Annotated in this window: 13 protein-coding genes; 8 read left to right on the top strand and 5 right to left on the bottom strand. The window is 64.3% G+C overall.

Features of this window, described 5'->3' with window-relative positions; genetic code table 11:
• Positions 1 to 3 precede the first annotated feature (3 nt).
• The 4 genes from WP12_RS17480 to purU are packed head-to-tail and all read left to right on the top strand — an operon-like array spanning position 4 to position 4,667.
• On the top strand, positions 4 to 270 hold the full coding sequence (locus tag WP12_RS17480) for a sarcosine oxidase subunit delta (protein WP_046194960.1): 267 nt from the start codon (positions 4 to 6) through the stop codon (positions 268 to 270).
• A complete protein-coding gene (locus WP12_RS17475) occupies positions 267 to 3,230 on the top strand; it encodes a sarcosine oxidase subunit alpha family protein (RefSeq protein WP_046194959.1) in 2,964 nt (987 codons plus the stop codon). The genes WP12_RS17480 and WP12_RS17475 overlap by 4 nt, the downstream gene beginning before the upstream one ends.
• On the top strand, positions 3,223 to 3,753 hold the full coding sequence (locus WP12_RS23555) for a hypothetical protein (RefSeq protein ID WP_052730468.1): 531 nt from the start codon (positions 3,223 to 3,225) through the stop codon (positions 3,751 to 3,753). Before WP12_RS17475 ends, WP12_RS23555 begins: the two co-directional genes overlap by 8 nt.
• A gap of 29 nt (positions 3,754 to 3,782) precedes the next feature.
• Positions 3,783 to 4,667: a formyltetrahydrofolate deformylase gene (gene purU / locus WP12_RS17465; protein WP_046194958.1), complete on the top strand. Its 885-nt coding sequence runs from the start codon at positions 3,783 to 3,785 to the stop codon at positions 4,665 to 4,667.
• 10 nt (positions 4,668 to 4,677) lie between these two features.
• Here the strand turns inward: purU and WP12_RS17460 are convergent, their stop codons facing one another.
• From WP12_RS17460 to WP12_RS17445, 4 genes are read right to left on the bottom strand one after another with little or no spacing between them, the layout of a single operon-like run.
• On the bottom strand, positions 4,678 to 4,878 hold the full coding sequence (locus tag WP12_RS17460; protein ID WP_046194957.1) for a CstA-like transporter-associated (seleno)protein: 201 nt from the start codon (positions 4,876 to 4,878) through the stop codon (positions 4,678 to 4,680).
• Positions 4,875 to 6,932, bottom strand: coding sequence for a carbon starvation CstA family protein (locus WP12_RS17455; RefSeq protein ID WP_046194956.1), 2,058 nt, complete (start codon positions 6,930 to 6,932; stop codon positions 4,875 to 4,877). Before WP12_RS17455 ends, WP12_RS17460 begins: the two co-directional genes overlap by 4 nt.
• Before the next feature lie 14 nt (positions 6,933 to 6,946).
• A complete protein-coding gene (locus WP12_RS17450; protein ID WP_084691212.1) occupies positions 6,947 to 7,399 on the bottom strand; it encodes a RidA family protein in 453 nt (150 codons plus the stop codon).
• Between the two features lie 47 nt (positions 7,400 to 7,446).
• Positions 7,447 to 8,787 (bottom strand): amidohydrolase, encoded by a 1,341-nt coding sequence (locus WP12_RS17445; protein WP_200894546.1) that lies wholly within the window; start codon positions 8,785 to 8,787, stop codon positions 7,447 to 7,449.
• Between the two features lie 316 nt (positions 8,788 to 9,103).
• Here WP12_RS17445 and hutC point away from each other — a divergent pair, with 316 nt between their 5' ends.
• On the top strand, positions 9,104 to 9,835 hold the full coding sequence (hutC, locus tag WP12_RS17440; protein WP_046194955.1) for a histidine utilization repressor: 732 nt from the start codon (positions 9,104 to 9,106) through the stop codon (positions 9,833 to 9,835).
• Between the two features lie 57 nt (positions 9,836 to 9,892).
• Here the strand turns inward: hutC and copC are convergent, their stop codons facing one another.
• Positions 9,893 to 10,282: a copper homeostasis periplasmic binding protein CopC gene (gene copC / locus WP12_RS17435; RefSeq protein WP_046194954.1), complete on the bottom strand. Its 390-nt coding sequence runs from the start codon at positions 10,280 to 10,282 to the stop codon at positions 9,893 to 9,895.
• A gap of 120 nt (positions 10,283 to 10,402) precedes the next feature.
• Here copC and WP12_RS17430 point away from each other — a divergent pair, with 120 nt between their 5' ends.
• The 3 genes from WP12_RS17430 to WP12_RS17420 are packed head-to-tail and all read left to right on the top strand — an operon-like array spanning position 10,403 to position 11,694.
• The gene (locus WP12_RS17430) at positions 10,403 to 10,675 is read left to right on the top strand and encodes a hypothetical protein (protein ID WP_046194953.1); all 273 of its coding nucleotides are present in this window, start codon (positions 10,403 to 10,405) and stop codon (positions 10,673 to 10,675) included.
• Between the two features lie 3 nt (positions 10,676 to 10,678).
• On the top strand, positions 10,679 to 11,113 hold the full coding sequence (locus WP12_RS17425) for a Spy/CpxP family protein refolding chaperone (protein WP_046194952.1): 435 nt from the start codon (positions 10,679 to 10,681) through the stop codon (positions 11,111 to 11,113).
• Positions 11,110 to 11,694 (top strand): RNA polymerase sigma factor, encoded by a 585-nt coding sequence (locus WP12_RS17420; RefSeq protein WP_046194951.1) that lies wholly within the window; start codon positions 11,110 to 11,112, stop codon positions 11,692 to 11,694. The genes WP12_RS17425 and WP12_RS17420 overlap by 4 nt, the downstream gene beginning before the upstream one ends.
• The last annotated feature ends 53 nt before the right edge of the window (positions 11,695 to 11,747 follow it).

The raw sequence follows: 11,747 nt of genomic DNA, 5'->3' as shown, positions 1-11,747 counted from the left end.
GCCATGCTACGAATCCATTGCCCGGTCTGCGGCGTGCGGGACGAAACCGAATTCACCTATGGCGGCGACGCTACGGTCAAGCGGCCGGACATGGCGGAAGCCGATCCGCAGGTCTGGGTGGACTATGTCTTCATGCGCGATAACCCGCGGGGACCGCACAGCGAATATTGGCATCATGTCGCCGCCTGCCGGCAATGGCTCGTCGTCGAACGTGATACGCTCACGCATGACATCGGTTCGGTGAGACTGGCGCGCGAGGCCGCATTGTGAGCGCGCGCAGGCTCCCCACCGGCGGACGCATCGACCGAAGCCGGACCCTCGAACTGACATTCGACGGCCGGTCGCTCACCGCCCACCCCGGCGATACGCTGGCATCGGCCCTGCTGGCCAGCGACCGGAAACTGATCGCACGCAGCTTCAAATATCATCGTCCGCGCGGGCTGATGGCGGCGGGCGTCGAGGAGCCCAACGCGCTCGTCCATCTCCGCGACGGAGCGCGGCATGAGCCGAACGCCCAGGCGACGACGATCGAAGCCTTCGACGGGCTGAAGGCCTATCCGCAAAATGCCTGGCCCAGCCTCCGGTTCGATATTGGTGCGGTCAACGGGCTGCTGTCGCGCTTTCTGGGAGCGGGCTTCTACTACAAGACCTTCATCGGGCCCTTCAGCGGCACGGGCTTCTGGATGCTGTGCGAGCGCTTCATCCGCAGGGCAGCCGGCATGGGCCGCGCCTCGACGCGCGACGATCCCGACTCCTATGAGAAGATCAACGCCTTCTGCGACACGCTCATTGTCGGCGCGGGGCCATCGGGCATCGCCGCCGCACTCGCTGCGGGTCGCACAGGCGCCAACGTCATCCTGATCGAACAGGATCATCGGCTGGGCGGATCGCTTCTGGATGAAGTCGCCGGCGGTGAAAGCGATGTCTGGCTGCGAGATGCCGAAGCCGAACTGCGCACCCTCCCGAATATCCGCATCCTGACGCGGACCACGGCGTTCGGCGCTTATGACAGCGATGTGTTCGGCTGTGTCGAGCGGTTCCAGGATCATGTCGACGTTCCCAACGCAGCCATGCCGCGACAGCGCTACTGGCTGATCAGGACGGCGCGCGCGGTCCTCGCGACCGGGGCGATCGAACGCCCAATGGTCTTTTCCGGGAATGACATCCCCGGGGTGATGCTCGCTTCCGCCGTGCGCAAATATCTCAACCGCTATGCGGTGCTGGCCGGCAGCACGATCGTTCTCACGACCAACAACGACAGCGCCTACGCGCCGGCTGTGGATCTCGCCAAAGCCGGCGCGCGCGTCACGGTCTGCGACCTTCGCCACGATGTTCGCGCGGATCTCATCGACGGCCTGCACGACGCCGGCATCGATCTGCGACCCGGACATGCCGTGCTGAAGGCCGAGGGCGGAAAGTCCGTGCGGGCCGTCCATATCGTCCCGGTCGACGGCCAGGGCGGGGTCGTCGGCAAGGCAACCCGCATCGCTTGCGATCTTGTCGCCGTCTCAGGCGGCTGGGCTCCCGCATTGCACCTGTGGAGCCAGCGCTTCGGCAAACCGGTTCATCATGCGGAGCTCGACGCCTTCCTGCCCCCGGCGAAAAAGGGAGCATTTGCCTGCGTCGGTTCGCTGATCGGCGCGGCGTCCTTGGCCGAGGCGCTCTCGCAAGGTCATGAAGCCGGAGGCGGCGGCGGAAAGAAACCTTCGCTGGCCGGACGCGACGATTTCTGGGGTCGCGGCCTGATGCCGGTGACGGTCATCACCAGACCGGATGGCAGCACGCCCGGAAAGGCGTTCGTCGACTTCCAGCATGACGTGAAGCTGGCGGATATCGATCAGGCGCATCTGGAAGGCTATGTCTCGGTCGAGCATCTGAAGCGCTACACCACGTCCGGGATGGCCGCGGATCAGGGCAAGACGTCCAACCTGAACGCCCTCGCCCGCATGGCCACGCTCCGCGGCATGGATATCCCTTCGGTCGGCACGACCACTTTCAGGCCGCCCTACACACCGGTCGCGATCGGCTCGATCGTCGGCCACGATCACGGACTGCATTTCCGCCCCATCCGCCTGTCGACCATTCACGACTGGCATGTGGAACATGGCGCGGAGATGATCGAGGCGGGCCCGTGGCTCCGGCCATGGTACTATAAGGCAGATGGCGAAAGCCTCCGCGAAGCCTATGTCCGCGAAGCAGCCCATGTTCGCGAGCATGTCGGCATCATTGACGTCTCCACGCTGGGCAAGATCGCGGTGCAGGGTCCCGATGCCGCCGAGTTCCTCAACCGCGTCTATATCAACGGCTTCAAGACCTTGCCGGTCGGCAGCCTGCGCTATGGCGTGATGCTGCGCGAGGACGGCTTCGTCATGGATGATGGCGCGACCGCGCGGCTCGGTGAGAATGACTATTTCATGTCGACCACCACGGCCAACGCCGCAAAGGTGCTCGCCACTGCCGAACATCTTCTGCAAACCGCCTGGCGCGATCTCAAGGTCCATGTCACGACCGTGACCGACCAATGGGCGGCAGTCGCGATTGCCGGGCCAAAGTCCCGCGACGTGCTGACCGGTCTGACGCGCGCCGACCTGACTGGCATAGCGCTCCCCAATAACCGCTTCACGCATGTCATCATCGCCGGCGTCCCGTGCCGACTTCACCGGATGAGCTATTCGGGCGAACTCGCCTACGAGATCTACATCCCGGCGAAGTCCGGACGAACGGTCTGGGAGGCGCTCGTCGAGGGCGGCGCGCGTCACAACCTGCTGCCCTATGGTACCGAAGCCATGGGAGCGCTGCGTATCGAGAAGGGCCATGTCGCCGGCGCCGAAATCGAGGGCCGGACCACATTGAAGGATCTCGGGCTCGAAGGGTTCGCTTCCGGCAAGAAGCCCTTCATCGGCTCGGTACTGCGCAAGCGTGCGCTGCTCGACGATCCGGCCCGGCCGTCACTCGTCGGGCTGGAGATTGTCGGCGATACCGGCGCGCGAGCCGGATCGCTGCTGTTCGCGGCGGACGGAGCGGTCAGCGGACATGGCGACGGGTGGGTTTCCTCGACGACCTACTCCCCCGCGCTCGGCAGGAATATCGCGCTCGCCCTTCTGTCACGCGGACCGGAACGTCTCGGCGAAAAGATCCGGGTGGTCGATTTTCTCGGCGACCAGACGCTTGAAGCCACGGTCGTTTCGCCACGTTTCTTCGATCCGGAAGGACATCGTCAAAATGGGTAGGCCTTCCCTCCCGTTCACCGGCGCCACCAGCGACGGCCACCTCGTCACGATGCGTGAGGGCGATGTCCCGATCCTGACCCAGTTGGCCGGTTGGGACCGTTTCGAGGAAGTCGCAGACGCCCTGCTGCACCCCTTCTCGCTTTCGGTCCCGCGCGATTATCGCCGGCCGATCCGACGTGACATGGACAGCATATGGCGCACCGCGCCGGACCGGGCGCTGATCCTGTCGGCAAAACCGCTCGGCCTGGAAAGCTCCGGCGACATCGCGGTGCTCGATCTTTCGCATGCACGGAGGCGGCTGATCGTGGAAGGTCCCGGCGCTGGAGATCTTCTTAGCCGCGTCATGGCGCTCGATTTCTCGGAGCAGGCCTTTCCGGTGGGAAGCTTCGCCCAGGGCTCGCTCCACCATGTCGGCGTGCTCGTCGATCGTCACGCCGCCGACAGATTCGACCTGCTCGTTCCGACGACCTGGGCGAAATCACTGATCGACCTGATGGCGGATCATCTTCGCCGAGCTTCGTAGTGGACAGGAAAGTCCGAAGGACACCCAGCATGAAACATTATGTCCTCACGGTCCAATGCCCCTCCCGCAAGGGCATCGTTGCCGCGATTGCCGGCTTTCTGGCGCAGAGCGACTGCAACATCACCGACTCAGCGCAATTCGACGATCCGCTGACCGCCAGCTTCTTCATGCGCGTGACCTTTCATTCGGAAAGCGGCACGGCCCTCGAAGCGCTGCGCAGCGGCTTCCAGTCGGTCGCCGATACATTCGAGATGACCTTCGCATTCCATGACAGCGCGCACCGCACCCGCGTACTGCTGATGGTCTCGAACTTCGGTCATTGCCTCAACGACCTTCTGTACCGCTGGCGCATCGGCGCCCTGCCGATCGACATCGTCGCGGTGGTATCGAACCACCTGACCTATCAGAAGCTCGTGGTGAACCACGACATCCCTTTCCACCACATCAAGGTGACGAAGGACGGCAAACAGGCCGCCGAAGATCGCCTGATGGAAATCGTCGAGGATTCGCAGGCGGAGCTCGTGGTCCTCGCGCGCTACATGCAGATCCTGTCAGACCGCGTGTGCACCAAAATGGCGGGCCGCGTGATCAATATCCACCATTCGTTCCTGCCCAGCTTCAAGGGCGCCAGCCCCTATACGCAGGCTCATGATCGCGGCGTGAAGCTGATCGGCGCGACCGCCCATTATGTGACGGCCGACCTCGACGAAGGCCCCATCATCGAACAGGACATCGTCCGCATCACCCATGCACAGTCGGCGAAGGACTATGTCGGCCTGGGCCGTGACGTCGAGGCGCAGGTGCTGGCACGGGCCATCCACGCCCATATCCATCATCGCGTCTTCCAGAATGGCAACCGCACCGTGGTCTTTCCGGCCAGTCCCGGAAGCTACGCGTCCGAACGCATGGGCTGACGTACGGCCCTCAACAACATCGGCCGCCGCCGCGTCCCCCGTACCGGCTCAGCTGCCGTTCGCGAAAGAAGGCGACCCTGTTCATCGGTTCGCGATCGGGATGATGCTCCCTGACGTGCCGGCAATAGCGGTCATAGTCCGGCAGTCCGATCATGTGCAGCGCCGCTTCGACGCAGCGCGCCCGCAGCCTCGCGAAGCCCGCGCGGATCATGCGGCCGCCTGCGCATAATGGATTTCGGTCACGCTCGGCCCGGGCGCGGCATGCGCCGCACGGCAGGCGCGAACGGCCTGGACGAGGATCACGGCCATGACGATCAGGAAGAGCCCGCACATCGCGGCATCGACCCGGTCGTTGAGGATGATCTGTTCCATCTGCGCCAGCGTTTTTGCGGGCGCCAGGATCGTGCCTGCGCGCTGCGCATCGACGAACTTCGACGCATGCGCGAGGAAGCCGATCGCCGGCTCGCTGGAAAACAGCTTCAGCAGCCCCGCATAGCCGGTACAGATCACCAGCCACCCGGCGGGTATCGCCGTGACGAGCACCAGCCTGCCGCGCTTCATCCGGAACAGCACCACCGTCGCCAGCATCAGCGCCATCGCCGCCAGCATCTGATTGGCGATCCCGAACAGCGGCCATAGCGTATTGACGCCGCCAAGCGGGTCGGTAGCGCCCTGATAGAGGAAATATCCCCAGCAGACGACGCACAGCATGGTCGCGATCACGCCGCCCAGAAAGGAGTGAACCTTGGCCCGCGGCGCGATGGCGCCGAATATATCCTGCAGCATGAAGCGGCCTGCGCGTGTCCCCGCATCGACCGCGGTCAGGATGAACAGCGCTTCGAACAGAATCGCGAAATGATACCAGAAGGCCTTCATCGCGTCGCCGCCGACCGCCCGGCTGAATATCTCGGCCATGCCCATCGCCAGCGTGGGTGCGCCCCCGGCGCGCGAGATGATCGTATGCTCGCCGACGGAGGCGGCCGTATCCGAAATCGTCTGCGCCGTGGTTGGATATCCCAGCAACGATACGGCATCCGCCGCCGACTGCGCCGTCGTCCCCAGCAACGCCGCCGGGCTGTTCATCGTGAAATAGATGGCGGGGTCGAGGATCGATGCCGCGATCATCGCCATCAGCGCGACGAAGCTTTCCATCATCATCGCGCCATAACCGATGAAGCGGGCGTCGGCCTCGGTCGCGATCAGCTTGGGCGTGGTCCCGCTTGCGATCAGCGCATGGAAGCCGGACACCGCGCCGCACGCGATGGTGATGAAGAGGAATGGGAATAGCCCACCCGACCATACGGGCCCGCCGCCACCGGCGAAGGGCGTGATGGCGGGCATCCGCAGCACCGGCTGAATCACGACGATGCCGATCGCCAGCGCGACGATCGCGCCGATTTTGAGAAAGGTCGAAAGATAGTCGCGGGGTGCGAGCAGCAGCCATATCGGAAGGATCGACGCGATCGCCCCATATATGATCAGCGTGATGCACAATGTCGTGGCGTCCAGCGTGAAGGCCGCGGCCCAGGCCGGCGAGGCCGCGACCCACTGGCCGGCGACGATCGCCAGCAACAGCCCCCCGAGCCCGATCAGCGATGCCTCGCCGACGCGTGCGGGGCGTATCCACTGCGTATAGATGCCCATCAGCAGGGCGAGCGGGATCGTCGCCGCCACCGTGAACAGACCCCAGGGGCTATCCGCGAGCGCCTTTACGACGATCAACGCGAGCACCGCGAGGATGATCACCATGATCATGAAGGTGCCGAACAGCGCCACCAGCCCGGCGAAATTGCCGAGCTCCATCCGGACCAGTTCGCCGAACGAGCGCCCGTCGCGCCGCATGGAGATGAACAGGATGATGAAATCCTGCACCGCGCCCGCGAACACCACGCCGGCCAATATCCACAGCGTCCCGGGCAGATAGCCCATCTGGGCCGCCAGCACCGGGCCAACGAGCGGCCCGGCCCCGGCGATCGCAGCGAAATGATGTCCGAACAGGACGTATCGGTTGGTCGGCACATAATCGAGGCCGTCGCATCGCCCCACCGCGGGGGTGATCCTGTCGGGATCGATCGCCAGCACCCTTCGGGCAATGAACATTCCGTAGAATCGATAGGCGATCAGATAGACCGAGACGCCCGCCGCCAGCAGCCAGACCGCATTGACCTGCTCGCCGCGGTTGATGGCTACCATCGCCATCGCGAATACGCCGAGCGTTCCGATGGCGATCCAGGGCCAAGGCCCGAAAGTGCGGCTCTTCGTCATCTGCTCTCCTCGCCTCAGCGTTTTCGCGCGGCAATCATGCTTATCTCGATCCGCGCCCCGCGGGGAAGCGCCTTAACCTCGACCGTGGCCCGCGCGGGCGGGGTCTTGAAGAAGCCGGCATATGTCTCGTTGATCGCCGAAAATTCGCTTAGGTCGGTCACGAAGACATGCGCCATGACGGCATCATCCAATGTCATGCCGCGTGCCGCAAGCACCGTTTGCAAGTTCTTCAATACCTGCTCGGTCTGCTTGCGGATGTCGCCTTCGACGATGCTGCCGGTCTTGGGATCGAGCGGCAGCTGGCCCGAAAGGTAGAGCGTATCGCCAGCCGTGACGGCCTGAACATAGGGGCCGATCGCCTTCGGCGCTTCGTCGGTTGTGACGACCACGCGTTGCGCGTGCGACGGGCAGCCAAAGCCAAGGCCAGCAACGACGAGCGACAGGACCGCAGTGCGAAGATGCGACATGACTTTCCCTTTTTTTTACACGGTGATGCGATCGATGGGCGCCAGCTTCACTTGGCTTTGCGGCGCGGCAGCTCTCCCGATTGGATTTTCTGCAGGAAGGTGAGCGTGGTCAACACCTGGGAGCGAACGCCGACCTCGAGCGCGCCTTCATCGACGACGTCGAAAAATGGCGAGTGGTTGGTGCCCTTCGGAAAGCCGATGCCGAGATTATAATAGATCGACGGATATAGGCGCGAGAAATAGGAATAATCGTCGGAGCCCGTCGCGGGGTCGATCTGGTTGTCGATGCCCGCCTTGCCCGCCGCCTTGCGTAGCGCATCGGTCATCGCGGCCGTGAGTTTGGGGTCGTTGATCACGGCAGGCGTAGGCGCGGTCCAGATGAACTCGGCGCTGCCGCCGTAAAGCGCCGAAATAGAGGCTACGCTCGCCTCCGCCTTAGCCATCGCCAGCTTCCGCATTTCAGGATCGAAGGTGCGCAGCGTGCCGAGCAGCGTCATGCTTTCGGGGATGATGTTGAACCGGTTGCCGCCGTTGATCGCGGCGATCGTCAGCACGGTCGGCGCATGGGTTACGTTCACCTGGCGCGACGCGATATGGGCGAAGTCCTGGACGATACCGCTGGCGATGGCCGGCATGTCGGTGCCGTCCCACGGACGCGCGCCATGCGTCTGCTTGCCGGACAGGCGGATCTCGATCCGGTCCGACGCCGCATACATGCCCCCCGAACGCCAGAGCAGCTTGCCCGATTCACCCGGCACGACATGGATCGCGAAGATCGCGTCGGGCTCCAGCGCGCCGAACAGGTTTTCCTTGATCATCAGCTCGGCGCCACTGACGCGGGGGCCGAGCGTGCCCTCCTCGGAGGGCTGGAAGACGAAGATGACGGTGCCGGCAATGTCGGCTTTCATGCCCGCCAGGATCTTGGCCGTGCCCATCAGCATGGCGACATGGGCGTCATGGCCGCAGGCATGCATCACGGAAGTTTGCTTGCCGTCGTACATCGCCTTCACCTTGGACGCGAAGGGCAGTCCGGTCTGCTCCTCGACCGGCAGCGCGTCCATGTCGGCGCGCAGCGCCACGACCCCCCCGGGCTTGCCGCCGCGCAAGATGCCGACCACGCCGGTCTTGGCGATACCGGTGCGGACCTCGAGGCCAAGCGCGCGAAGATGATCGGCGACGAGCTTGGCGGTCCGGACTTCCTCTTCGGAAAGCTCAGGGTGCTGATGAATGTCGCGACGCCACTTCACGACGTCCGCCTGTACCGCGGCGGCCTGCGCTGCGGCTCGCTCATCGAGCGAAACGGCGCTCTGCGCCGCCGCCGGCATTGCCATGAGGAGAGCCAGTGACGCCGCGCCTCCCAGCGCAGCAATTCCAGTGAGCATCTTCATTCTGGATACCTCCCTCGCGATACGACCGTCGATACGAAGTGTTCGAGCAAATATGATCTAATGTCTATACATTTTTGCGCGGCGAGACGCAGGCGGGAAGATTCAGCAGAGTGGATATCGTCGATCGCGAGAGATCGCCAGCGTGGTCCTTGCCTATGCCGATCACCGCATGTTGCCTATGCCGATCACCGCATGCTTATTGTTCCGGGCCCGCCATGGTTGATTGCATCTCTGGCGATGGGCATAAGCTCCCGACCGCCATCGACGAAAAGCCGTAGGCGGTTCGATACGGCAGTGCTTTGGGGAAACTGATCGCGTGAAGCAATCGCTGTACGAACGAATACGCTCCGACTTCGAAACGCGCATCCTCCGCGGGGAAATGGCCCCCGGCGACCGGCTGCCGATCGAGCAGGATCTGGTCCAGCAATATGGCTGCTCGCGGATGACCGTGAACAAGGCCCTCACGGCACTCGCCAACGCAGGCCTTATCGATCGGCGCAAGCGGGCCGGCACCTTCGTCGCGCGTCCCAAGGTCCATTCGATGGTGCTCGACGTCCCCGATCTGGCGGCGACGGTACGCGCCCGGGGACAGGATTATGGCTATGTCGCGCTCAGGCGCCACGTTCGGACGCACAAGGAGCAGCTTCCGGAACACGCCGCTCTCGCTGCGGGCGGTCCGCTGCTCGAGCTTGACTGCCTTCACCTTGCGAACGGCATACCGCTGGCGGTCGAGCACCGCCTGATCAGCGTGAAATCGGTTCCCGAGATACTCGCGGCGGATCTTGAAAGCGTACCGCCCGGAACCTGGCTGCTCCAGCATATTCCCTGGACCGAGGTCGAAACGCGTATCTCCGGGGTTGCGGCGGAACCGCACGAGGCCAGCCACCTGAAGGTCAAGACGGGCACGGCATGCCTGCAAGTCGAAAGGCATACCTGGCGCGGGTCCGACGCGATTACCTATGTGCGCCAGATATTTCCGGGCGACGCCTATGATCTCGTCGCACGCTTTGGCCAGAGCGCAACGGCCGACCCTGCGCCGCGAAGCTGAGCTCCGAAGAAGTGAAACGGGGACGCGTCGCACGGCGCACGGCGCATCCCCGGCCTCTTACTTTACCGAGAAGCTGTATCCTCCGGCAGCTTTGCGCTTGTCGGCGGCGACGGCGTGCCACTTCACCTCATATGTGCCGGCCACCAGCGCGCGCGGAAAAGTGATGGACATCGTCTTGCGGTTGGCGCTCAGCGCGGTCTTGGAGCCCGACATCTTCATCGGGCCGTGATGCGCCATGCCGGGCATGCCAGTCATGATGACCTCCGCGCCGGATGCCTTGTCCGAAACCGCCTCGGAAAAGGTCAGCGACAGAACGGTGAGGTTCGACACTTTCGCATTGGCCGCGGGGGTGGCGCTGACGAGCTTGGGGGCAGCTGCCATGGCGCTCGTCCCGGCGAATGCCATGGCGATGAGAGCGGAAGCGGCGACCGGATAGAGATGACGCATTGGCGATCCTTCGATTTTTACAATGTGGACAGGGCCAATACGCGCGCCGCCTTCCCTGCCCTCATCGATATGAGGGATTTTTCCGGCAAGTGCGTATAGTCCGGGCCGGAGGAGTATAAGATGAACGACGTTGACGATCTGCTGGGCGGCCTGCGCGACACGGCCGCGGATCCCCGCCTGGACGATATCGGCGCCGCGGTGATGGCGGGCGCCGCCGCTCAGCGCGCGCGCAGAGTGGGCCGCCGCAGCCTCGTGCTGGCGGGCGTTCTGGCGATGAGCGTGGGTGTGATCACCAGCCTCGCGTCCCCGCAGCGCGCGCAAGCGGAACAGACCGTCGCCCTCAACGCCATTCCCGCCAATGCGCCGTCCAGCCTCCTGCTGGGCGCCCGCTAGATCATGGCGCGCTATCCGGTCCTGTTGATCATCCTCGCATTCGTTGCGGCGCTGGCGGGGGTTTTGGCGGGGCGCATGCTGTTTCTGCCGCAGCCGCCGATCGAAAACCGCTTTCACGCGATGATCCATCGCGAACTCGATCTCGATGCCGGCCAGAAAGCCCGGATCGAGGCACTGGAAGAGCGCTTCGCCGCAGAACGGCAAGGCTATGAGCAGGAGATGCGCGACGACAACCGCCGGCTCGCCGCCGCCGTCCAGGCCGAAAAGGGCTATGGTCCCAAGGTCGGGGATGCCGTCGATCGATCGCATCAGGCCATGGGCATGCTGCAGAAAGCGACGCTCAGGCACCTGTTCGCCATGCGCGCCGTGCTGCACCCCGAACAGGCGCGCCGCTTCGATCAGGCGATGGTAGACGCGCTCACCGCGCCGCAGCAGTGACCGCGAGCGAAAACGGGGTCCAGGCCGACAGCGACCTCGCCGCGCGGGCGATCGAGGGTCAGGAAGATGCCTGTCGCGCGCTGATGGAACGTCACCGCGCAGCGGTCTACCGTCTGATCCACGCGCAGATCGACGACGCCGATGCCGCGCTCGATGTCACGCAGGACAGTTTCATCGCGGCCTTCGCCAATCTTCATCGCTATGATCGCACACGCCCGTTCCGCTTCTGGATCATGCGGATTGCGCTGAACAAATGCCGCGACTGGCGTCGGCGGCGCGCGGTCCGCAGCTTTTTTTTCCGCGCCAAACCGATTGAGGAAAGCGTCCACGTCGCCGACGACTCGCCCGGTCCCGAACTGGAAATCGACCGCCGCCGGGAGCTTGCGCGCGCACGCCGGGCCATCGACCTTCTGCCGGAAAACCTGCGTTCGGTGCTGCTGCTGCGCACGATCGAAGGGATGAGCCAGGCAGAGGTTGCCGCCCTCCTCGCGATCAGCGAAAAAGCGGTGGAGACGCGGCTTTATCGCGCGCGCGCGAAATTGACGGCAATGTTGAGGGAAAGCCCTGCGACGCGCGTATGATCAGATATGGCTTGAGCGTGCGGCGCCAATGAGCCTGGTGAATTGGGTGGATT

It is taken from the genome of Sphingomonas sp. SRS2, assembly GCF_000971055.1.
Taxonomy (GTDB): domain Bacteria; phylum Pseudomonadota; class Alphaproteobacteria; order Sphingomonadales; family Sphingomonadaceae; genus Rhizorhabdus.
Note: the sequence above shows the minus strand (reverse complement) of the source record. Positions and strands in the feature narration are given on the sequence as shown.